The 23428-nt window shown below is 38.6% G+C and carries 16 protein-coding genes, 1 tRNA gene and 1 pseudogene; 9 read left to right on the top strand and 9 right to left on the bottom strand.

The genetic code is table 11. The features are described 5' to 3' along the window. Positions 1-257: 257 nt before the first annotated feature. Complete coding sequence (locus IPM47_09170; GenBank protein QQS31066.1) at positions 258-776, bottom strand: hypothetical protein; 519 nt, start codon at positions 774-776, stop codon at positions 258-260. A gap of 622 nt (positions 777-1398) precedes the next feature. Between IPM47_09170 and IPM47_09175 the strand changes: the two genes are divergently transcribed. After that, a complete protein-coding gene (locus IPM47_09175) occupies positions 1399-3516 on the top strand; it encodes an N-6 DNA methylase (GenBank protein QQS31067.1) in 2118 nt (705 codons plus the stop codon). Further along, positions 3477-4058, top strand: coding sequence for a DUF559 domain-containing protein (locus IPM47_09180; protein QQS31068.1), 582 nt, complete (start codon positions 3477-3479; stop codon positions 4056-4058). The genes IPM47_09175 and IPM47_09180 overlap by 40 nt, the downstream gene beginning before the upstream one ends. Positions 4059-4186: 128 nt before the next feature. On the opposite strand, the pseudogene IPM47_09185 reads toward IPM47_09180, so the two are convergent. Next, a pseudogene (locus IPM47_09185) lies at positions 4187-5693 on the bottom strand (IS1182 family transposase). A gap of 201 nt (positions 5694-5894) precedes the next feature. On the opposite strand from IPM47_09185, the gene IPM47_09190 reads away from it, so the two are divergent. Beyond that, complete coding sequence (locus IPM47_09190; GenBank protein QQS31069.1) at positions 5895-7325, top strand: restriction endonuclease subunit S; 1431 nt, start codon at positions 5895-5897, stop codon at positions 7323-7325. Positions 7326-7435: 110 nt separating this feature from the next. Here IPM47_09190 and gcvT read toward each other — a convergent pair whose 3' ends face one another. Beyond that, on the bottom strand, positions 7436-8518 hold the full coding sequence (gene gcvT, locus IPM47_09195) for a glycine cleavage system aminomethyltransferase GcvT (protein ID QQS31070.1): 1083 nt from the start codon (positions 8516-8518) through the stop codon (positions 7436-7438). A gap of 181 nt (positions 8519-8699) precedes the next feature. Here gcvT and IPM47_09200 point away from each other — a divergent pair, with 181 nt between their 5' ends. Then, complete coding sequence (locus IPM47_09200; protein QQS31071.1) at positions 8700-8972, top strand: HU family DNA-binding protein; 273 nt, start codon at positions 8700-8702, stop codon at positions 8970-8972. 191 nt (positions 8973-9163) lie between these two features. After that, complete coding sequence (locus IPM47_09205) at positions 9164-9988, top strand: outer membrane beta-barrel protein (protein QQS31072.1); 825 nt, start codon at positions 9164-9166, stop codon at positions 9986-9988. Between the two features lie 752 nt (positions 9989-10740). Here IPM47_09205 and IPM47_09210 read toward each other — a convergent pair. The 3 genes from IPM47_09210 to IPM47_09220 form a co-directional block, all read right to left on the bottom strand. Further along, positions 10741-11415 (bottom strand): DUF4159 domain-containing protein, encoded by a 675-nt coding sequence (locus tag IPM47_09210; GenBank protein QQS31433.1) that lies wholly within the window; start codon positions 11413-11415, stop codon positions 10741-10743. Between the two features lie 91 nt (positions 11416-11506). Continuing rightward, positions 11507-12214, bottom strand: coding sequence for a 16S rRNA (uracil(1498)-N(3))-methyltransferase (locus tag IPM47_09215; protein QQS31073.1), 708 nt, complete (start codon positions 12212-12214; stop codon positions 11507-11509). Positions 12215-12235: 21 nt separating this feature from the next. Then, positions 12236-13156 (bottom strand): type IX secretion system membrane protein PorP/SprF, encoded by a 921-nt coding sequence (locus IPM47_09220; GenBank protein ID QQS31074.1) that lies wholly within the window; start codon positions 13154-13156, stop codon positions 12236-12238. 645 nt (positions 13157-13801) lie between these two features. Here IPM47_09220 and dnaA point away from each other — a divergent pair. Together dnaA and IPM47_09230 are read left to right on the top strand one after the other, a co-directional pair. Continuing rightward, positions 13802-15214 (top strand): chromosomal replication initiator protein DnaA, encoded by a 1413-nt coding sequence (gene dnaA, locus IPM47_09225; GenBank protein QQS31075.1) that lies wholly within the window; start codon positions 13802-13804, stop codon positions 15212-15214. Between the two features lie 181 nt (positions 15215-15395). Next, positions 15396-19265, top strand: a complete 3870-nt coding sequence (locus IPM47_09230) for a DEAD/DEAH box helicase (protein QQS31076.1) — start codon at positions 15396-15398, stop codon at positions 19263-19265. A gap of 21 nt (positions 19266-19286) precedes the next feature. Here the strand turns inward: IPM47_09230 and IPM47_09235 are convergent, their stop codons facing one another. Continuing rightward, positions 19287-19895 carry a DUF4230 domain-containing protein gene (locus tag IPM47_09235; GenBank protein ID QQS31077.1) on the bottom strand — a complete coding sequence of 203 codons (609 nt, stop codon included), beginning with the start codon at positions 19893-19895 and terminating at the stop codon, positions 19287-19289. Positions 19896-20376: 481 nt separating this feature from the next. Here IPM47_09235 and IPM47_09240 point away from each other — a divergent pair, with 481 nt between their 5' ends. After that, the gene (locus tag IPM47_09240; GenBank protein QQS31078.1) at positions 20377-20790 is read left to right on the top strand and encodes a VOC family protein; all 414 of its coding nucleotides are present in this window, start codon (positions 20377-20379) and stop codon (positions 20788-20790) included. 92 nt (positions 20791-20882) lie between these two features. Continuing rightward, positions 20883-21482: a carboxymuconolactone decarboxylase family protein gene (locus IPM47_09245; GenBank protein QQS31079.1), complete on the top strand. Its 600-nt coding sequence runs from the start codon at positions 20883-20885 to the stop codon at positions 21480-21482. 401 nt (positions 21483-21883) lie between these two features. Here IPM47_09245 and IPM47_09250 read toward each other — a convergent pair. Both IPM47_09250 and IPM47_09255 read right to left on the bottom strand, forming a co-directional pair. Continuing rightward, positions 21884-21955 (bottom strand) — tRNA-Arg (locus tag IPM47_09250). Between the two features lie 147 nt (positions 21956-22102). Then, positions 22103-23395: a T9SS type A sorting domain-containing protein gene (locus IPM47_09255; protein QQS31080.1), complete on the bottom strand. Its 1293-nt coding sequence runs from the start codon at positions 23393-23395 to the stop codon at positions 22103-22105. Between the last annotated feature and the right edge of the window lie 33 nt (positions 23396-23428).

Below are 23428 nucleotides of genomic sequence, written 5' to 3' on the forward strand. Positions count from 1 at the left end.
ACACATGATTGGTTTATGCCTTTAAATTGGGGTGGGATATTTTTGACAATGTAATGGTATAACCTTATTACCTTAGTAAAATATATAAAAAGTAAACTCACAAACCTTATTACCTTATAGAAATGAAAGCATAAAAAAGGGATGTATGCACTTCGGGCAATAAGATAATAAGGTTTTTTTTGAGTGTGTAATTAGTTGGTTACTAAGATATTAAGCTTTTAATCGCTTACGCCTTCCGAACCAAGCCAGGTAAATAGTTACGAACCCGTTTCATCTGCATTCAATTGGGGATTTTCGGCTTTAGCTTCGGCCGGTTTGACTTTTTTTCGATGTACGCCCGGCATCATCTCTTTCAGTTCCGAAAGGATATTGTCCGTTCCGGGCACGTTTTGTTGGGCAGCATTTTTCAAAATATTGTAAAACGACAACGCCGAACTCATGTTTTCCATTTTTAGGGCAGTTACCGTGTCTTGCAAAGCCTCTTGCAAAACATTGACCTGCAACAACAGCATCTCTAAGCGTTCCATCGTTTCCCAATCGTTTTTCCACTCCGTCAGCGAAACATATCCCGTTTGCAAGGCAGGATTGTCGGTATAAAACTGCAACGACTTTCTGACAAACATCATCGCTTTTCCGCCAAGTCGCAAATATCCCGATTTTTCGGCCGGCGTGAGGTTGATAACAAACGGAAGCCGGCTTTTGAGATGATCAAAATCGTTTTTGGCAAGCAGGTAGTCGGCTTCGGGAAACGCTATTCTCAAATTGGCATAAGGCATATCCGACGATTTAGATGTGAATTAATTAAAATTACGTATTCCAAGCGCTATTTTTTGCTGCTTTATCGCCCAAACTGTGTTTTTGAACTCAAAACACTGAAATAACAACCAAAAAGCTCAAAAGTTTAAGCTATCCGGTTAAAGCTTTAAGGCATCAGGTTAAAGCTTTAAGGCATCAGGTTAAAGCTTTAAGGCATCAGGTTAAAGCTTTAAGGCATCAGGTTAAAGCTTTAAGGCATCAGGTTAAAGCTTTAAGGCATCAGGTTAAAGCTTTAAGGCATCAGGTTAAAACTTTAAGGCATCAGGTTAAAACTTTAAGGCATCAGGTTAAAACTTTAAGGCATCAGGTTAAAGCTTTAAGGTATCTGATTAAAGTTTTAAGGTATCTGATTAAAGTTTTAAGGCATCCGGTTAAAGCTTTAAGGCATCCGGTTAAAGCATTAACCCATCCGGTTAATTTTTGAAGAAAATAAGGCTAAAAATGAAGAATTGGAGGGGGGATTATTTTTCTGAGGTCGTCGCTTTATGCGAAGATTTCCTTTTTCTGATTGTTTTACGGGTGATAGCCGTACATTTGCTTTTTTCTTGAAATAGCATCACCCTTTATAGAAAGTAATATCAAATGAGCAACATTCATGAAATACTTAGAAATTCGGACTATAGCCTAACCATTTTTACCGAAACCGAAATACAATGGTTGGAAAACCGCATCGCCGTAAGCGAAGGTAAAAAGGGCAAAGAATACAAAGCCGTTTGCATCATTCGTAATAAGGAAATCAAAATTACTCCCGAAGAAGTGATCAGGCAATTATATGCCTACAAGTTATTGGAAGAATACGGCTACCCGGCAAAACAAATCCAATTTGAATATCCTGTCAAGTTTGGCAGAGAAGCAAAACGGGCAGATATTGTGGTAGTAAGCGATAAAGACCTTAGCACGGCTTACATCATTGCTGAAATAAAAAAGCCCAAAGCCAAAGACGGTAAAGAACAATTAAAAAGTTATTGCCATGGCACAGGGGCAACAATGGCAGTTTGGACAAATGGCGATGCCATCAATTTTTACCACCGAAAGAACCCAAACTTTTTTGAAGCCATTTTGGGTTTGCCGAAAGCCGACCAAACACTGGCCGATTTTCTCAATAAACCTTTCACGCTGCAAAACCTGATAGACCAGGAAAAAGCCAATCCAAAGGGTAAATCGCTGAAAGATATTATTCAGGATATGGAAGATGAGGTATTGGCAAATGCCGGAGTTGATGTATTTGAAGAAGTGTTTAAACTTATTTTCTCAAAGCTGTTTGATGAAATGCAAAGCGGCAATGAGCCGGAAAGAAGTACGAGAAATTTAGAATTTTACAATCACGGGCATGATGATATACAACTGAAAGATAAAATTCAAAAACTGTTTGACCGTGCAAACAGAAAATGGGAAGGCGTTTTTCCGGAAGGCACTAAAATAAATCTTACGCCAACACATCTTTCTGTATGTGTTTCTTTTTTGCAAGACTATAAGCTATTCAATAGCAATTTGGATGTGGTGGACAGTGCTTTTGAATTTTTGATGCAGAAAAGCAGCAAGGGCGAAAAGGGGCAATATTTCACCCCGCGTTATGTGATTGATATGTGTGTGCGGATGATGAACCCAAAGCCCGAAGAGTATGTGATTGACACAGCCGCAGGTAGCAGTGGGTTTACAGTACATAGTATTTTCCATGTGTGGCGGAACCAGTTAAAAAAATTGGGCTTGCCTCATAATTATATGATGACAGCCGAAAAGAAACCACAGGCTTGTATTGAATATGTGCAAGAAAAAGTTTTTGCCATTGATTTTGATGAAAAAGCCGTAAGAGTAAGCAGGGCGTTAAATTTAATTGCCGGTGATGGGCAAACCAATGTGTTGCAGCTAAACACCCTCGATTTTACCAAATGGGAAATGCTGAAAAACGATCCGACATGGGATGATGTGTTTGGTGAAGGCTTTAAACGGTTAAGAAAATTAGCCGAGAGAAAAGGCGACTACAATCATTTTAATTTTGATGTAGTAATGGCAAATCCACCCTTTGCAGGGGATATCAAAGAAACAACCATACTCAGCCATTACGACCTTGCACAGCAAAAAGGCAACGGACAAAAGCCAATGGGCAGAGATATTCTGTTTATAGAGCGCAACCTCAAATTTTTAAAACCCGGAGGGCGTATGGCAGTGGTATTGCCGCAGGGCAGGTTTAATAACAGCAGCGATAAATACATACGGGAATACATTGCCGGGCATTGCCGAATTTTGGCAGTAGTTGGCTTGCACGGCAACACCTTTAAACCACATACCGGCACCAAAACCAGCGTGTTGTTTGTGCAAAAATGGGATGATAAACTTTGCCCGAAAGTTGACGACTACAACATATTTTTTGCCACACAGCAAATAAGCGGTAAAAACAATAGCGGCGAACCCATTTATTGGAAAAAGAACTTTGCTGCTTGGAATTCCCCATCATTGAGGGGGCAAGGGGGAGTAAACAACTACGAAAGCTACATAACTGCCAAAAGCAAAGATGCCTTTATAGAAGGCAATATGCATCCCGTAGTAGCACAGGATTTATTGAACTATGGCAGCTTTACTTTTTACGACGGCACCACCGAAAACGAAGATTGGGGCTTTGATGGAATAGCCGAAGCATTTGCAGAGTTTGCAAAAAAAGAATGTTTAAGTTTTTTCCTTTCCGCCCCTTTGAAGAAGTAAAATTTTCAACAGAGGGGCTTACAAAAGAATTTTTAGAAAACAATAATATACCCACCAAAAATTTACTTTTCAGTAAGTACCATTTACCTTACAATCCAAACTTAAAACAGTTTAGCAGAAATCTGAGAAATGTAAGCGAACTGGCAGAAATACTGCTTTGGAATGAATTAAAAGCCGATAAATTTTTGGGACTAAGTTTCAATCGTCAGAAGCCAATACTCAACTACATAGCCGATTTTTATTGTAAAGAAAAAGGAGTAGTTATAGAAATTGACGGAGCAAGCCATTTTTCCGAAGAAGCAATGCAATATGATGCTGAAAGAGATAGGCAAATGAAAGTTTTGGGCTTAAAAGTAATTAGAATTGCAGATAAAGACGTAAGAAAAAATATGGCAGGTGTGCTGGAAGAATTAGCGCATTTTTTAACTCCGGAGCTAACTCCCCCTAACCCGCAGCAGGAAATAACTCCCCCTAACCCGCAGCAGGAAATAACTCCCCCTAAGAGGCTGTCTAAAAAGCATCCACATTGTGGGTTAATTTAAGCTGAAAATTAAGCGGCTATGTCCCATGCACTATCAAAAATGATAAAGTGGAGTACTATTGCTTGATTTTGGTCGGTATATGAGGGATTTTGACCGTTTTTTTGTGCATTTCCCTTCTTCTTTGCCAATTTTCTCAAGTTATGCCCAATTGCCATTAACCCAAATTCAATAGCAACCTTATCAAGCCCCCTTAATGTGAACCTTGTGAACTTGTTGTTGCTTTTCATTTGTCCGAATGTCTGCTTCTACTTCTACCGGTCGTTTGCTCCGGTAGTATAACCCTTTTTGGGGAAGTAAGCAGTTCTCTTGCTCTGTCTCTGTGCCGGTTCAGATTATGGCTGACTTCCATCCTTCTGTTTCCGGGTGAGTTGTGGCACATTTCCCGCATCGGACACCCTTCACAATGTTTGGCTTCATAATAATGCAATTCTGATTCATAACCATTGGAACTTATCCGTTTGCCTTTTCCGGCGAACTCCATCCTTTTATCCATCGGACATACATAATAATCTTCCTGTTTGTTGTAGTATAAGTTCTGAACCAGAAATGGATTATTCTTTTGAGCCTTTTTTTGCTCATGGTGGAAATAATTGTATTTCACATAAGCGGCTATTTGTTTGTTTTCCAGCATTTCGTAATTCTCTTCGCTTCCATAACCTGCATCGGCTGATATTTCTTTGCTTTGGGTTTCGTATTGTTGTTCAAAACCGTCGAGGTGCTTTTCTAAAGTCGTGGTGTCGCCAGGCGTTTGGTGGATGCTGTAATGGGTAATGAACTGATCTTCGGTACTGATTTGTGCATTGTAAGCCGGTTTCAGCTGACCGTTTTGCATGTGGTCATCTTTCAAGCGCATAAAGGTAGCATCCTCATCTGTCTTGCTGTAGCTGTTCCTCCCGCCAAGCGTTTCCAACTGTTGCTCATATTGCTCCAATTTGGGCAGGTGTTCTTCTGCCAACTTTTTTAACTGCTTTTGGATGGTTTTGTCTTTGTCTTTTATTTCGCTGTTCAACTTTGACAGCATTTCTTTTAGCTCTTTGCTGTCAATGGCTTTGGAGGTATCCTCCCCATCCGGTTCCGATTGGTCTTCTTTAATCTGTGATTCTATTACCGACAAGATTGCCTGTATTTTCTTTTCCAATTTCGCTTTGTTTTTCTCTACACTCCCTTTCCACACAAAACGATAACGATTGGATGCCGATTCTATCTTCGTACCGTCTATGTATTGGACTTCAAGGCTGACATATTTCAACTTCTGTAACATGCGAACCACATCCCCGAACAACTGCTGAATACTCCCCTTCAGCCTTTTGCCCCGAAAATAATTGATGGTTCTGTAATCGGGAAGGCTATTCCCCGAAAGCCACATAAAATGAATGTTTTCATGTAACGCTTTTTCGATTTTACGACACGAATAAATATTGTTTAAATAGGCGTAGAACAATACTTTTAACATCATGCGGGATGATAACTCGTCGTACCTCCGCCTTTATATTGCTTGATTATGTGGTCTATATCCAAACCATCCACCAATTCATTTACTAACATAACGGGATGGTTTGCCGGTATCTTGTCAAAAATGTTTTCAGGAAACAGGCTTAACTTATTGGCGGGTATGGCTTTAAATTGTGGTTTCATTTCGCTTGTTTTTATTCCTAAAGTTACAGTTTCTTTCCCTCATAAAAAAATATTTAAATCACTTTTTTTGATTTATGAGAACTGCTTTTTGAGGGGCTTTTTAGACAGCCTCAACGCAACGAGGGCGGATATTTCTCCCCCTTAAAAAGGGGGCCGGGGGGATTAAACGCCCTATTCAACGAACCTAAATATAAAGGTTTCTTGGAAGGGCTGGAAGTGGTTGAAATAAAATATAACGCCTTAGAAAATATTATTGATTATAGAATTGAGTCAGAATATTTTGATAAACGATTTTTGAATAATGAAAAATTACTCCGCAAAAACTCCATACCATTTTTTGAGGTTGCCAATTATGACAATGGCAGGGCTTATGCTTCTGATAAATTTTCGGAATTAAATTTATGGGAAAATCGCAGCGTTAAAGTTGCAAAGATTGGTGATGTAACTCAAAAGAGATTTATAGAGCAATGGGAAAATTTAGAGTTAGAAGAATTCATCTTTCAAAAAGGCGAATTACTTAAAGTTGATGATATACTAATGTCTTTAACTGGTGACCCACCAGATGTTGGCAAAGTTTCATTGATATTTGAAGTGCCTTGTAATGCAACTTGGAACCAAAGAGTTGCTAAGGTGTATTTAAGGGATGAGCAAACTGTTTTTATCTCTAATAGAGTGTTCTTTGTTATATTATCTACTAAGTATTGCAGAGAACAACTTGAACGATATGCAAAAGGAATTAGACAGAGAAACTTAGGCACAGAGTGTTTGCAAGAAATGAAAGTGCCTGTTATTTCAAATAGTTTTCAGGAAGTAATTGAAAAAACAATTCAAACCTATTATTTAAAAATTCAGCAATCCAAAGTTCTTTACACCGAAGCCGAAAATATCCTATTACAAGAATTGGGTTTAATCAATTGGCAACCTACTATCAAAAACAACAATACCAAAACACTAAAAGAAAGTTTTCTTTCAAGTGGAAGAATTGATGCGGAATATTATCAGCCGAAGTATGATGAGATTGAAAATATAATAAAGGAATATAAAGATGGTTGGTCCACCATAGGAAATAGTTTATTGGAGATAAATACAGGAGATTTTTGCAACGAGTACCATGAAAAGGCTGAAGGTCTAACGTTCTATATCCGTAATACCAATATATCAAAAGGTCGGATTGTTGAGGATGAAAAATATTTTGTCAGTACTAACGGATTAACAAAATTTACAAAAGAAGGAGACATTCTAACTGCACGAGTTGGTGCAATTGGTTCATTTGGTACTGTTAACAAAAAGTTTGAAAACAGTATTTATTCGGATAATGTATTGTGTTTAAGGCTTCATCACAATTTATTGCCTGACGTTTATACTTGCTACTTAAATTCAAATATAAATGCAGAATTAATGGAAAAAATTGCTGGTGGTTCAGTTCAGCCATTAATAACTCAAACCTCTATCAAGGATTTGGTTATTCCTATTTTCCCAAATAATATACAAAAGGTAGTTTCCGAAAAAATGCAGCAATCATTCAAATTACAAGCCCAAAGCAAAGAACTATTAGAGGCTGCAAAACGGGCAGTAGAAATAGCTATTGAGCAAAACGAAATAGCAGCATTGGATTTTTTGAACGATTATTAAGGGCTAAGTATTGCTGTATAAATAACTTGTATTATTTTACATCTTTGCGGATATGGGACGAGTAAACACCCCAATGTTGGAAACCTGTTTTAGAACAAGACAGACCGGCACTATAAAAACGGCATTTTAACCACCCGTGCTTCGGTCAGTTTGCCCCTGATATCTATATATATAGCAGTGCCTGCTTTGGCAAAATCAGTTGGAACATAACCCATACCGATAGCTTTTTGGAGCGAGGGGGAGAAAGTGCCGGAAGTTACCGTTCCGATGTGGTTGCCGGTTGCATCTGTGATAGGGTAGTGGTGTCGGGGTATTCCTTTTTGTATCAATTCAAAACCTACAAGTTTTCGGGCAACTCCGGTTTGTTGTTGTGATAATAATTCACTTCTGCCGATGAAAGGCAGGTCTGTTTTAAGTTTGGTAATCCAGCTCAAACCGGCTTCGAGCGGGGTGGTGGTATCGTCAATATCGTTGCCATAAAGGCAATACCCTTTTTCAAGTCGAAGGGTATCTCTTGCACCCAGCCCGGCAGGTTGCAAACCAAAGGGGGTTCCTTTTTCCATAATTACATCCCAGATAGCAGCAGCATTTTCATTATCGAAGTATATTTCAAACCCGCCTGCGCCGGTATATCCGGTGGCAGATACCAGGATGTTTTCAAACCCGGCAAAGATTCCTTTTTCGAAAGTATAGTATTTCATTTCCGACAGGTTCATCTTTGTAAGGGGTTGCAGGATTTGTGCTGCCATAGGGCCTTGAACTGCCAGCAATGCTGTGCGGTCAGATATATCAATCAGTTCGGCATTTTCATGATTTTCATTTAACAGCCAGTTCCAGTCTTTTTCGATATTTGCGGCATTGACCACCAGCATAAACGCATTACCCGGAAGTCTATAGACCAACATATCGTCTGTAATACCGCCTTGATGATTCATCAGGCAGGAATACTGAACTTCCCCCTCTTCGAGTTTTAATACATCATTGCTGCTGATTTTCTGAACAAGTTGTGCAGCGCCATCACCCCGAACAATAAACTGTCCCATGTGGGAAACATCGAATATGCCGGCTTTTTGACGTACACAGAGATGTTCGTCGTTGATGCCGGTATAGCTGATAGGCATATTATATCCGGCAAACTCGGCCATTTTTGCGCCTGACGCAATATGAAAATCGGTAAAAGGAGTATTTTTCATGGAGCAAATATAAAAGAACCTTGTTTTTTATTGCTCAAAAAGCAGCTTAAAATGTATGCAAAACGATTTAAATTGTAAAATTTCAAAAAAATATACACAAGATTGTTGTAAAGGGTTGCAATTAAAAGAACATGTACTATCTTTGCGGCAGATTTAATTTAATTGTAAATTCTTAATAATCATGAACAAAAAAGAATTGATAGACCATATTGCCGGTGAGTCGGGCTTAACAAAAGTTCAGGCTACTGCTGCATTAAGCGCTTTAATTAAAGGCGTTGAAGACACGCTTAAAAAAGGCGACAAAGTAATTTTAGTTGGCTTTGGCACTTTTTCGTCAAGCAACCGTCCGGCTCGCACTGCCCGCAATCCGCAAACCGGAAAGGCAGTATCTGTTGCAGCCCGCAACGTAGTTAAATTTAAAGCCGGTAAAGATTTAGAAAACGCTCTTAACTAATTGAAATTTGGGTTTTCCCTTTTTAATCATATAGTTATTGCATGTAGAGGCACTAAAGAACTGATTGTTTTTTAGTGCCTTTCTTTTTGTTAAAACTATTTTTCGGTCACCTCTTTATTTTAAAGCATCTCCAAACAATAAGACGGGAGTTTTCTCCGTTTACACCAAAATGCTAATTTTAATTTCCGGAAATGATCATTAAATTAAGAACAGTTTTTTTATCTCTCACCTTTCTGGCCTTTGCAGTTAATAGTTTTGCCCAACATTCTGAAGTTGGTTTGTGGCTTGGCAGCGGCACCTATTTTGGCGATTTAAATACCAACTATGATATGACCAAAACCCGTCCCGCTTTTGGGGCAGTTTACCGTTATACCATGAATGACTATATCATGTTGAAGGCAGGCGTTGGCATAACACGATTAGTAGGCAACGACGCAAGTTCTAAAAATCCATATCAGGAAGCCCGCAATCTGAGTTTCAAAAGCAATCTGATTGAGGTTTCCGGACAAATTGACCTGCATTTTAAAAAATACATTATCGGTAGCGCAAAACATTCGTTTACGCCTTATCTGACTACAGGATTAGCCTTGTTTTATTTTAATCCCAGAACAAAATATGAAGGCGAAACCTATAATCTTCATGAATTAGGTACTGAAGGTCAGCAAAACTCTGATTACACCGGTCACAAACCTTATAAGCTCATACAGCCCTCTATTCCTCTTGGAGGAGGTATTAAGTATTGGATGCGCAAAGGCTGGAATTTTTATGTGGAGATTGCCTATCGCAAAACCTTTACCGATTATATAGATGATGTCAGCACTACTTTTGCGGATACTTATTTTTTAGGTGACGGAACAATCGCTGCTGAACTTTCAGACCGGTCTGATGAGGTTGGAAACCCAATCGGTGAAGTTGGTAAACAACGCGGTTTTCTGACCGATAAAGATGGCTATCTGATGACCAATGTTGGGATTACCTACACTATTTTTAACCGAAAATGCCCCAAAGCCAAATAGGTTTATTTTGTACATTAGTAAAAAAGCCTCGTGTTCCCGAAAGAGCACGAGGCTTTTTTGTTATGGTTTATTTGTTATACCAACTCTGATTTAATTTTGATCCATCAATTACTGACGTTGGTCTTTAAATTCCCCTCCTATCCCATTTGAGTTAATCTTGCAGGGGTTTGGTTAGTGTGCCGGCTTTTGCCGGAATTGAGGATGCTTTGGAGTACCGGTGCTTTATTGCTTTATTCCCGCAATTATTTATCACAGAGGTTCGCAGAGGCAGCACAGAGAACCACAGAGTATATTATTTTTCTCTGTGCAAAAATCTTCGGGAGAAAAACCTCTACAAGATTAGCACTTGAGGGGAGCAGGGGGGTGTCGGGTTAGGGGTGGGTTCTTTTAGATAGTGAAATGGTATAACCTTATTACCTTAGTAAAATATATAACAAGTAAACTCACAAACCTTATTACTTTATAAAAATGAAAGCATAAAAAAGGGATGTATGCACTTCGGACAAGAAGGTAATAAGGTTTTTTTTGAGTGTGTAATTAGTTGGTTACTAAGGTAGTTAGGTGGTGGTGAAAACAAACTACTCGGTTTGTCACCTAAAGGAGGGCAGACTTTTTCAATTATTCTTAACAGCCAAAGTCAACTCTTTAAGTCATCCACAGACATTTAATACCAACTATGATTTAATTTTACACTACGCTTGATTGGTTAAAGTCTTTAAATTGGGTGGGTTATTTTTGACTACGTAATGGTATTATTGGGTAAATACAAACTGTACTAAATTTGCACCCATTTTTAAGGCTTTATCTCTGGCTTCCGGTGGGTCGTTGTGAACATCGGGATCTTCCCAACCATCTCCCAGGTCTGTTTCAAAACTGTAATAGACCACCAACCTGCCCTGGTAAATTAACCCAAACCCTTGAGAAGGTTTACCATCATGCTCATGAATTTTTGGCAACCCGTTTGGCATCTGGTATCGTTGGCTGTAAACAGGATGTGAAAATGGCAGTTCCACCAAATCCAGTTCAGGAAAGACCAGCTTCAATGCCGGCCGGATATAGGGGTCCATTCCATAGTTGTCGTCAACATGTAAAAACCCACCGGATTCGAGATATTGACGAAGATTTTTAGCGTCATCATTGGAAAAAGCCACATTTCCGTGACCGGTCATGTGTATAAAAGGCAGGTTAAAAATTTCAGGGCTTCCCACTTCAACAGTTTCGGGTTCAGGATCAATATTTGTTCCTAACTCCTTATTGCAATATTTTATCAGGTTGGGCAAAGAGGTTGGGTTGGCATACCAATCGCCCCCACCGCTATATTTAAGCAATCCTATTTTAACATTGCTATTTTGCGCATTAACCAATGAAGGGTTGATAAGGCAGAAAACAGCAGAAAAAATGAACCAAATAATCGAATTGTTCCGCATATAATTACTTGTCAGGTGATTAAAAGGAGTAAAAATTTTATTCCGTTCCAACTTAAGCATGGTCATGCTTTGATTTGGGGGGTCAAATTATTTATTCGTTTAGCATATTCAAAGTATGGCAGGCGGCAATAGCAGCCGTTTCCGTTCTAAGCCGGCTTCTTCCCAAAGATACAGGACTAAACCCGTTTTGGTATGCCAGTTCTATTTCTTCAGGTGTAAAATCGCCTTCCGGTCCAATCAGAATCAACGCATCGTTGCTTTTGGTATAAACCCGCCAAAGGTGAAGATTGTTGTCATCAATAACAGCAATTAACTTTTGTATTCCGGTTGTTTGAAGCTGATTTGAGAGGAGTTGAGTAAATCCTGTCGGAGGATGCAGAACAGGCACAATTGCTTTTAAAGACTGTTTTGTGGCAGAAAGTATAATCTTTTGTAGTCGTTCTATTCTTAGATTTGCTCTTTCCGTGCGTTTTGTCATCAACGGGGTAATTTGAGATACACCCAATTCTGTGGCTTTTTCCAACATCCACTCCCACCGTTCAATATTTTTAGTCGGAGCAACGGCAAGATGTATATTAACAGGAGGTTCTTGCTCACTCTGAACAATTTCTAAAATTTCATATTCACAGGCCTTTAAACTTGCTTTAGTGATTAGCACTTTGTAAAACTTGCCAACACCGTCAATGAGGTGGATCGTATCGCCAACTTTATGTCGTAATACATGGATACAATGATGCGACTCCTCCGGTGATAAAACATTGATATCCCGAGCGATTTCGGGAGCATAAAAGAGTTGCATGAGTGGTTTGCGTTGTTGTGGTCAGAAGAAGCGGGGGCTTAAAACTTTTTCGGGTTTAGACCGCACGACATCCCAGCCAATCATTACTTCATGACTGCCGCTGTTATAGGGATTGAGTTTTGATACACTGAAATCATAAGCATATCCAAAGCGTAAACCATTTTGCAAATGGTATTCGGCAGTAAATAACAAAGCATCTCCTGTCCGGTAGCCCATTCCTACCCAAACCATGTCTTTGATTAAAAGGTTTAAATTCAAATCTGCCTGAAAAGGCGAATCTGAAGGAACGGATTTAATAAGAAAAGAAGGTTTAAGTCTGAGTGCAGGGCTTAAATCGAATACATAGCCGCCGGTCAGGAAATAATGACGTTTATATTTGGAGAGTTGACTCAGGTCGTCCAGTTCGCTGCTCAGCAAATGTGGAACAGAAAGCCCGATAAAATAACGCTCACTATGAAAATATACTCCTAAACCGAAATTCGGCAAGATTTTGTTTTCGGCAACAGAACTGAAATTTGGATCTGTCGGGTCCTGAATGGCTTCTAATTTTGTCCAGTCTGATCGGTAGCTGAGTATTCCGGCACTTAAACCCAGAGCAAGTTGCGCGGTGTTTGAAATTTGTAAACGATAGGCATAGCTGGCATAAGCACTAAACCTGTTATGCACGCCAATCATGTCGTTTTCTATTGACAGCCCTAAAGAATTATTGCTTTCATTGATCGGGCTATGCAAACTTGCCCCCAAAGTTCGGGGAGCACCTTCAATTTTAACCCACTGATAGCGGTAAATAGCCAGCGCACTGAAAGCAGAACGGCTACCTGCATAAGCAGGATTTATAACTAAGCCGTTAAACAGGTATTGAGTATATTGGGCATCTTGTTGTGCAAAAGCACTAAGTCCGGTAAATACAAACAAGACTATAGTCAGTATAAGTTTTTTCATGGGAAGCAAACTTTTCAATTTCAGGTTGTTTGAAATCAGGGTGTAAATATACAGAATAAAATAACCTTTTTATCAGCATTTCATAAATACTGAACTTTGCCTGAAGCCAGATTAAAAAAAGAGGATAGAAACATTTTTATTTAAACAATTTAAGTTTCTTGTAAATGGATAAGTCTATTTTAATCAAGCATCTTTAGTGGTTTGGGATTTAAAAAAAGACGAGGGATAAAAAAGGTTTAAATAATTGCTTTAAAAAATGACAATTCGGGCTTAAAAAAAAGCAAAAGTTATAGCATCTTTGCAATCCCGCATCAAGGCGGGGATATAAAAAAGAATTGCCAATCAGTCTGGCATCGGAACAATCTGTTCCAAAAAACACACTACTAAATTAGTAGGGTATATTATTAAAAACATACACTGCATTTGCACGTCAGCAAACCATTGGAAGCCATCCAAACCGGTTTGTAAAGGGCTTTTGTCGCTAAAATATTGAACTTAAACAACGCTATTCAATTCAAGCAAAACAATGAACGGTTAAGAACGAACACAATTTGAGATGAAATTCAACGAGGGGAGTCGTACTATTAGAAATGATTAAAAAACAAAACAGCGCCAAAAACATTATTAATTTTTTACCATTTTGCCATGAAAACATTACAAAATGTTTGGGATAATTGCTTATCATACCTTAAAGAAATAATAAACAATGAACAGAGCTTCTCAACATGGTTTTTACCAATAGTACCTGTAAAGCTGGAAAATAAAACCATCACGATTCAGGTGCCAAGCCAGTTTTTTTACGAATGGCTGGAAGAGCATTATGCCGATAAAATCAATAAATCCATTAAGTCCGAATTAGGACCGGATGCCAAGTTTGAGTACATGATTATGGTGGATAAAGGCGGACAGAAGAATGGACAACCTTTGTTTACTAATGCAACCGGAGGAAATAAGCATCTGGATGATGAAGAATTTAGAAACGGTTTTGAGGGAAATGCACTGGTAATTCCAGGAATTGTCAGTCAAATCAAACTCGATTCTCAGTTAAATCCCGCCTATACTTTCAGAAATTTTATAGAAGGAGACTGCAATTTACTGGCACGTTCGGCAGGTTTTGCGATTGCCAAAAAACCCGGTGCAGCCTATAACCCGATGGTAATTTATGGTGATTCGGGGTTAGGTAAAACTCACCTCGCTCATGCAATTGGCAATGAGCTCAAAATTCAACATCCCAACAAGAAAGTACTGTTTATCAATGCAGATGCTTACATCAGTCAGTTTATTGAAGCCTTGAAATCGGGGAAAGCCAATCAATACAGCAATATTTATTTAAACATAGATGTCCTGATTGTTGATGATATTCAGTTTTTTGCAAACAAAGAAAAAACACAGGAGCACTTTTTCCATACATTTAACAGTTTGCACCAAAGTGGTAAACAGTTGATTTTGACCTCAGATGTGCCGCCCCGCGATCTTCCTGGAATTAACGACCGTTTGTTATCGAGATTTAAATGGGGGTTAGCCGTCGAGCTTCAAATCCCTGATTTAGAAACAAGAATTGCAATTCTTGAGCGTAAGGCGCAAATGGAAGGCATCGAAATTCCAAGAGACGTATCTGCTTATGTTGCTCATCATATCAACGACAGTATTAGAACCATGGAAGGGGTTTTGAATCATTTGCTGGCACAATCTTTACTGATGAACAGAGAAATTGATTTGAATATGGCCAAAGAAAGTGTCCGCAATGTCAGCAATCATGTTTCGTCCGAAATTACCTGTGAATTTATCACCAAAACCATATCTGAACATTACCGGATACCAATGGAAGGAATAAAAGGTAATTCGAGAAAACGGGAATTGGTTATTCCGCGTCAAGTAGCAATGTATCTTTGCCGGACTTTTACAAACAAATCTTTGACGGAAATAGGTAAATTCTTTAACCGAGATCATACAACTGTAATGCACGCCGTTAATACAGTCAATGATCAAAAGAGTATGAATTCATTATTTAAAGATGAAGTCGAAGAATTTAGCAAAAAAATAAAACTAAGCGAGTAAAACCTACCGGTCAACTTCTCATTTTGCCGGCAGGCTACAACAAAACCCTCAGCATTACTTTTTCCAAAAAGTTGGCAGGGGGTTTTGTTGTTTAATTTGATTTTAGAGCTTATTCTTACCTTTGTGGTTTGTTTTTTCGCAAACCAAGTTTTATTTTTAGAAAAGCCAATAGAATCAAGCAATGATGGAGCAAATCTTTCATAAAACAATTTTAGATTTTATCTCAAGTTTTGCCGATAAGAAAACCTTTGATAAAGGCAGACGTATTTATGAATCCAATTCATTCACACTTAAAAAGTTTGATTCTACAAATTACACGGCAACCTATAGTGTTGAAAGCGATTCATTTTTCAATAAAAACTATAAGGTAGTCATAAAGAATTTTTTGAATCCGGATGAGATAGAAGTGAATTGTAACTGTTTAGCCGCAGACACCCAACTTGTATGCAAACATGGGGTGGCTGCTTTAATGGATTTGGGAGTTAGGCTTTTAACATTTAAATCCAATGTCGCTGAAAAGGCAGAAATATACAAAGAAGGCAATGTATTGTTAAATATGTCAGCGATTGATGAGAAGATTCTAAAGCGTTATATTTCAAAAGACGATTGGATCAAAGTACGTCAACTGGCTTACGGGTTGCGGGCAAAAATTGAAATGGAAATCAACCAAACTGTATCTGCTTCATTGAGTTACAAAAATGAATTGTTTAACATCACCATTCAAAAAATATCAGACCAACAATACGCAACTTCCTGCAACTGCATAGAATCCCAAAATACCCTTTGTCTGCATCGGGCGGTGGTGTTTATGCAACTTTATTATTCAAAAGGTCCGTATGCTTTTGAGCACATGAAAGATTGGACGGAGCGAAAAAACAAACTTTTGGCAGATTACGGATTTTCGCTCGAGGATGACCTGACAGGGAAGTTTAGTTTTTTCTTTGATAATGAAAATCTAAAGATGAAAGTCCTCGACAAATCTTTGATTAAATTGAAAGAAATCCCTGTTTTAACTCAAAATAAAAACAATCTGTCGCCTCATTTAAAAAAAATTGAACTTCCGGTTAAGGCTGCCCTAAATCCACTAAACAAAGGCGAAAAAGATCTGCGTTTTCCCGAACCGGACAAATTTGGAATAGGGTATGTGTTTGATTTAAGAACGGCAAACATGAAATATCCTTATTTTGGACTGACTCCAATAACCGGTAAAATCGGCCCGAATGGTGATAGATTAATATCCCATATCAGTTCTATGTACAATGTTTCCGGAAACCTGGAGTTAAGAAACATGCCTGTTTTGGATGAGAAAGACATTCGTCTCATTCAAATATGTCAGGAAATCAGTGCTGAAAGTATTTTGAATTTGGCAGCAAAAAAACTGAAGGTGAATACTTATACTTTTTGGGGCCAAAATTCAACCATGTTTTCAGAAAAAGGACTGACAAAAGAGCAACATGATTTCCTGCAAAACTACGTAAAAAAAAATCTGGAAGAATTGTTTATGCTGATGCAGGGCAAACGGGCTTATCTCAATAACTCGGAATATGCCGGAATTGTAAAACATTTACTGGAAGAAATTACCCTAATGTCCGACAAGGCAGTGATGTCTTTTTTGGTCTGCGAAAACAACGATTTTATTGAGCTTCAAGCCCGGCTTCATGTTGGACATGAAATAATTCCAATTAACGATGTAAAAACGGTAGCCAATTTTCTTTTGATTTCTCAACGCAAACTGATGATCATAGATGACCGGGATCAACCTGAAATTTTTAAAACATTCATCAAGCAACCGTTGATAAAAGTTAAAAAAAGTGCTTACCCAAGTTTGTTTGCTAATGTAATTGCCCCACTTCAAAGCTATTTTGAGGTAGAAAACAAATTGACTGAATTTGAACTGAAAGATAAAACTGCAACACCCCAGGCTCAACTTTATTTGAAAGAAAATGAAGATTATCTCATTTTACAACCAATTGTTGATTATGGAGACGTTCAGGTAGAATTGGATGACGAGACTGTTTTAGTCTATTCAACCGATATTGACACATTCAGGTTGCATAGAGACGGTGATTTTGAACAACATTTGAAAGAGTTGATGTTGCATCTCCACCCCAATTTCATTGATCAGTATGCCGATACGAACGGCTTGTTTTTTTATCTCAGTTTTGAGGAAGTCATGGTCAACGGATGGATTTTAAACGCAATCGAAACGTTGAAAAACAAAGGGGTTGAAATATTTGGTTTAAAATCGCTAACAAAATTTAAATACAACGTAAACAAACCTACGCTATCGTTCAGCATCAGATCAGGGATTGATTGGTTTGATATTCATGCCGAAATACAATTTGGTGAATTGAGCGTATCGCTCAAAGAGGTTCAGAAATCCATTATCAGAAAAGAAAATTTTGTTAAACTGAGTGATGGAACCCTTGGCATTTTACCCGAAGAATGGATAAAAAGATATGCTGCCATTTTTAAAATGGGAGATGTAAAAGGTAAAAATGAAATTAAAATATCAAAACTTCACTTTTCAGTTATAGACGAACTTTACCAGGACATTGATCAGGAATCTGTGTTGGAAGAACTGCGGGAGAAAAAAGAAAAACTAAAAAATTTTAACCAAATTCAACAAATAACCATACCTGCCGAAGTCAGTGCCGAGCTTCGCCCTTATCAAAAGGCCGGCTTTAATTGGCTCAATTTTCTTCACGAATTTAGTTGGGGGGGGTGTTTGGCAGATGATATGGGTTTGGGTAAAACACTTCAGGTTCTGACTTTTTTGCAGCACTTGAAAAGCATTGGACAACATTCAACCAATCTGGTTGTGGTTCCAACTTCGCTCATTTTTAACTGGGAAGCAGAAGTAGAAAAGTTTTGCCCCGGATTGAAGGTTCTTCGCTATCATGGTACAGACAGATTTAAAATAGACCTTCCCGTTTTCGAAGGTTTCGATATTGTGTTGACTACTTACGGTACTTTGGCATCCGATATTGAAAAGTTTATGGATTTTACCTTTAACTATCTGATTTTGGACGAATCGCAGGCAATAAAAAACCCGGAAACCAAACGATACAAGTCGGCAATGCTTCTGAAAGCCCGAAACAGAATTGCCATGACAGGCACTCCGATTGAAAATAATACCTTTGACTTGTTTGCGCAACTCAATTTTTTGAACCCCGGAATGTTGGGCAGTATTGATTTTTTCAAGGAACAATATTCCAACCCCATTGACAAACAGAACGACGCAGATAGAATTGATGAATTGAAACGAATTGTCCATCCTTTCATATTGAGACGTACCAAAGAAGTGGTGGCGCAGGAACTTCCTGAAAAAACAGAAACCATTCTTTATTGTCAGATGGGCAGCAAGCAACGCAAAGTGTATGAAGCATTTAAAGACAGATATCGCGATAAAATTTTAGAGAAAATTGACAGTGACGGGATTTCGCGTGCAGGAATTTACATTTTGGAAGGTTTGATGAAACTGCGCCAAATCTGCGACTCTCCGGAACTGTTGAAAGATTCTGAAGATTATGGAGCCGAATCGGTAAAATTGACCGAATTGCTGGAACATATTTCAGAGCATACCGGCAAACACAAAATCCTCGTGTTTTCACAGTTTTTAGGCATGTTATCACTGATCAGAAACCAACTTCAAAAACGGCATATCGGCTTTACGTATCTGACCGGCGCAACAACTCCTGCCGGACGGGAAGAAGCTGTTCGTCTGTTTCAGACTAACCCCGATTGCAGAGTGTTTTTAATCAGCCTTAAAGCAGGAGGTACCGGTCTTAACCTCACAGCAGCCGATTATGTGTTTCTTGTAGATCCATGGTGGAATCCGGCAGTTGAACAACAAGCCATTGACCGCACCCACCGCATAGGTCAAACCAATCATGTGTTTGCCTATAAAATGATTTGTAAAGACACTGTGGAAGAGAAAATTCTGGCGCTTCAACTTAAAAAGAAGACACTTGCTGCCGACCTGATTGGCACTGATAAAGGGTTTATCAAAAGCCTTACCAAGTCAGATGTTTTATACCTGTTTAGCTAACTATTCTTTGCCCTCTATAAATCAATTCCCGCTTTCTTGTTCAACCGCAGTTTTTGAAGGCTCGATGGGATGGATAATTTGAATAGGCACTTCGGTTGAAGTCGGCTTTTCTGATGAATTTCTACGGTTAACCGGCAATTTTGGGTCAATTTCTACCCGGTATCCTGAACTTTCGGCAAGCAACTGAATCATTTCCAACATTTGAATTGCCTGTTTTTCGGCGGTTGGCAACAACGTGCTTTCTTCTGCTTTTTTTCTGATTAAATCCTTTCCATCGCGGGTCAGCTTTGTCAGTTCTTCGGGTGTAAAACTGTTAAACCAACCATTGTCAATATCATAATAACTGATGTCGGAGTCAATGGCAAGAATTTCGGGCGAAGGCCATTTTTGCAATTTCAATACTTTGTTGGTTTCATCCACTACAATTTTCAAGCTGTCTAAATTGTAGCCTGCCAAAACTTTTGCCTGTATTTTGATGATGGCTTTTTTGCGGAAACCTGGCAAATCGTAGCCGTAATAGTCCCTGTGAGACAACAATTCGGTAAACTCGCCTTCTACCAACACCATTTTATACACTTTGTTAATGCGCTCCAACAAGATGCTTGAATCCTGACTGGATACGGTTTCCATTTTTAGTGGGTTGAAAACAAAATATCTGACCGCAATCAGAATGAAAAGCAAGGTTACCAAAACTCCTAAAAAGAGTGGAAAACTAAACCGAATCATCATTTACAACTTATTACGTTTCGGGTCAATAAATACAAAGGTAGTGTTTTGACATTCAGAGGCCTAATTTTTCTTCTTATTAAAGTGGTACACTCGTTCTTGTTTTCGGTTTACTCTGAGCATACTTCTACTTAAATTTCTTAAAATTCAATCACTCGTATTGACGATTTAACGGCAGAATATCCGGGTTTAGTCGCCCCAAAGAATAATTTGTTCTATAATTAGCCTTAAATTAAGCAGTTAAACTATTTTTGTTGAAACAAACAGCCTAATAATTGAATGGCATGTTAGCAATAAATTAATCCGGAAAACATTCATTGATGGCTTTACAGGTAGCTAAGTATTCTCTTAAAAATTTTTTATCAAACAATTTAATTGAAATATCATGAAAAAAGTAACCGGAATAGGCGGCGTTTTCTTTAAATGTAAAGATCCCGAAGCATTAAAGGATTGGTATAAAACACATTTAGGTTTAAATACGGACCAATGGGGTACTACATTTGAATGGCGACAAGAAGATGACCCCAATCAAAAAGGATATACTCAATGGAGCCCTTTTTCGGATAAAACAAAATATTTCGATCCGTCAACCAAGGATTTTATGATCAATTACCGCGTTGAAAATATCGAAGCCCTTGTCGAACAGTTAAAAAATGAAGGAGTTGAGGTGCTTGGCCCCATCGAAACCTATGATTACGGAAAGTTTGTGCATTTAGTTGATTTAGAGGGGAATAAAATCGAATTGTGGGAGCCTGTTGATACCAAATTTGATGATGTAGTAGAGGGAAGAACCGGTTAACCATAATTTATGACATCAGGTCATTCAGTTATCAACCAAAAAATTTCAGTGAATTAGAGTATTTTAAGAAAAATTATAAACCCAAATGCTAAATGCAAAGGCCATTAGTTTACCCGGCTCCTGAATTAGAAGATAATGAGTTCCAAAAATTGATTTCCTTTTTTAACGAAACTTTAGGATTTTGTCCCAATAGTGTTAAAACTATGTACCATCGCCCTCATATAGCTTATGCTTTTATTGCGCTCAACAAGGCTGTTATGGAAAATAGAGGAAGAGTTAGCAGTGCGCTGAAGAGACTGATTGGATATATCAGCAGTTATACAGCAGGATGCAGATACTGTCAGGCGCATACCATCAGAGCGGCTGAAAGATATGGAGCTGAAACTGAAAAGCTTGAAAATATATGGGAATTTAAAACCCATCCGGCTTTTACCGAACCTGAAAGGGCTGCCTTAGATTTTGCCCTGGCATGTTCCACCACTTTTAATTCAGTGGATGATTCAATTGCTGAAAAATTAAGACAATTTTGGGATGATGGAGAAATTGTCGAAATACTCGGAGTCATTGCTTTGTTTGGATTTTTAAACCGATGGAATGACTCGATGGGAACCCAAATCGAAAATGGAGCTGTTGAATCCGGCGAAAAGTTTTTGTCAAAACGAGGCTGGACTGCCGGTAAACACCAATATTAAAATATTTCTTTGGAAGCCGAACAGAAATTTTGACCAAAAATAATGTCAATTGAAAAGATTTTTGAAACAAGATTTGAACCATTTCTTACTTCAAAAATCTTTTCTAAATCCATTTTACAAGTTTTAATTGATTTTTTTATCGTTTAAATTGCGATTTTTTCTTTTAAAATTGACTTTTTGATGTTTTTAATGTTAATTTCCTTTGTTTAAATTGACATTGTAAGGGAAACAATTGCTATTTTCCTCAACAAAATGTTCATTTTATTCTCTAAAAAGTCAATTTTAAAGGCTAAATTCAACTTAAAAATCTTTCTATTTAACATTTTTTCCTTTACAATTTGGCTTAAAAGCCTAAAAGGGGATTCAGGCTGAAAAAAAATAATGGCGGGAATAAGTAAAAGTGGTCTCGCCGGGAATCGAACCCGGATCGAAAGTTTAGGAAACTCTTATTCTATCCGTTGAACTACGAGACCTTAAAAATTCAGGTGCAAAGGTAATCAATGTTTCAGAATTGGCTGAAGTATCTGATTGGCATTCCTAAAATACAAAACTCCGGCAGGGACTGTTTTGAACCCTGCCGGAGTTTTATTTGCACGTTGTTATTAAAATATTATGGAAGATTATTTAACGATGCTGAGTTTTTTAACAGACATTTTAACTCCATCTGAAACCATAACCTGATACATTCCTGCAGAAAGCTTAGAGAGGTTCAAGGAAACAAAGGTATTAGAGGGGGCTGTAAACTCTAAAACTTTTTGTCCTAAAAGGGAAAACAACTGGACAGTAACATTGGGAGCATCAAAATTGCTAAAGGATAACGTTACTTCGGTATTGCTGCTTGCCGGGTTAGGATATAGCACAATGTCGGGTTGAAGTTGTTGTGTTGTATTTTGTTCTATTCCAACCGATTGAGACGAACAATCAACAAGGTCATACAAAAATTCGGTGATAAAAGCCAATGAAGCAGGGCGGTTTGTCTGGCTGTCGTGCGCCATGTGATCTTCGCCGGGAAAACTTAACAGGGCGTTGGGTATATTGAGCAGGTCGGCGCGTTGGTGCATAACCTGACTTCCGTCAACCGTAATTACCGGTACTCCAAAGGCATTGGCGCTACCTGTTCCATAAGGCACAACGCTGTCGGTTGTACCGTGAAGGCTGACCACTGGAGTTTCACCTGCCTGCATAAAATTGATACTGCCGATTGCTCCGCAAAGGTTTATCAATCCGATGACCGATGAAGAATAGCCGGGATTTCCGCTGTTGCCCTCAAATCCACCATTGTTGTTGATATGATCCATAGGGGTCAATCCTCCGGTTAAGGTATAACCGTCAAAATCTGTTTCAGATGTCAGATAGGCGGCATGAACTGCGGTTATTGCTCCGGCTGATGCACCGCCGATAAAAATCTGATTGGGGTCAATGCGATACGCATTAGTGGTAGCAGCATCCTGACGGAAATATCGGATAGCAGCACGCATGTCGGTTACGGCTTTAGCGACTTCGTCAAAAAAGACTGATTGGATTTGACCGTTAAACAAAGAAGCAATGGCCGTCGCATAGGGCAGAAGCCGGTAATTGATAGAAGCACAGGCATAACCTCTTTTTGCAAGTTCCTGACACAGGTAAACGATGTCGGGGCTGTTTTCATCTCCGGCAACAAATGTGCCTCCATGTGCCAGAATTATCAGGGGGCGCATTTCAAAATCATCCCCCTGAGGTTCGTAAAAGTCGAACTGCAAAATTTTAGTTGTTCCTTCAACAGTTACATTGCTGCCGTACTGAACATTATTAACAACCGTTACATTGCTGAAAATGGGCAAAAGGTATCGGTCGCCACATTGGGCGAAAAGGCCGGATGATTGAAAGAAAGTAACTCCGGCAGCCAACAAAACAAAAAGTAAGATTTTTTTCATAAGTTAAAGTGCGCTGATGATGAAAGGATGTAC

This window comes from Sphingobacteriales bacterium, assembly GCA_016700115.1.
Lineage (GTDB): Bacteria > Bacteroidota > Bacteroidia > Chitinophagales > UBA2359 > UBA2359.

Bases quoted from the DNA above. Each gene is read 5' to 3' on its own strand.
- IPM47_09205 (QQS31072.1), top strand. From the start codon at position 9,164: ATGATCATTAAATTAAGAACAGTTTTTTTATCTCTCACCTTTCTGGCC.
- IPM47_09180 (QQS31068.1), top strand. From the start codon at position 3,477: ATGTTTAAGTTTTTTCCTTTCCGCCCCTTTGAAGAAGTAAAATTTTCA.
- IPM47_09235 (QQS31077.1), bottom strand. From the start codon at position 19,895: ATGGAAACCGTATCCAGTCAGGATTCAAGCATCTTGTTGGAGCGCATT.
- IPM47_09170 (QQS31066.1), bottom strand. From the start codon at position 776: ATGCCTTATGCCAATTTGAGAATAGCGTTTCCCGAAGCCGACTACCTG.
- IPM47_09245 (QQS31079.1), top strand. From the start codon at position 20,883: ATGCAAAGGCCATTAGTTTACCCGGCTCCTGAATTAGAAGATAATGAG.
- IPM47_09210 (QQS31433.1), bottom strand. From the start codon at position 11,415: ATGCGGAACAATTCGATTATTTGGTTCATTTTTTCTGCTGTTTTCTGC.
- gcvT (QQS31070.1), bottom strand. From the start codon at position 8,518: ATGAAAAATACTCCTTTTACCGATTTTCATATTGCGTCAGGCGCAAAA.
- IPM47_09215 (QQS31073.1), bottom strand. From the start codon at position 12,214: ATGCAACTCTTTTATGCTCCCGAAATCGCTCGGGATATCAATGTTTTA.
- IPM47_09240 (QQS31078.1), top strand. From the start codon at position 20,377: ATGAAAAAAGTAACCGGAATAGGCGGCGTTTTCTTTAAATGTAAAGAT.
- IPM47_09230 (QQS31076.1), top strand. From the start codon at position 15,396: ATGATGGAGCAAATCTTTCATAAAACAATTTTAGATTTTATCTCAAGT.
- dnaA (QQS31075.1), top strand. From the start codon at position 13,802: ATGAAAACATTACAAAATGTTTGGGATAATTGCTTATCATACCTTAAA.
- IPM47_09255 (QQS31080.1), bottom strand. From the start codon at position 23,395: ATGAAAAAAATCTTACTTTTTGTTTTGTTGGCTGCCGGAGTTACTTTC.
- IPM47_09220 (QQS31074.1), bottom strand. From the start codon at position 13,156: ATGAAAAAACTTATACTGACTATAGTCTTGTTTGTATTTACCGGACTT.
- IPM47_09175 (QQS31067.1), top strand. From the start codon at position 1,399: ATGAGCAACATTCATGAAATACTTAGAAATTCGGACTATAGCCTAACC.
- IPM47_09200 (QQS31071.1), top strand. From the start codon at position 8,700: ATGAACAAAAAAGAATTGATAGACCATATTGCCGGTGAGTCGGGCTTA.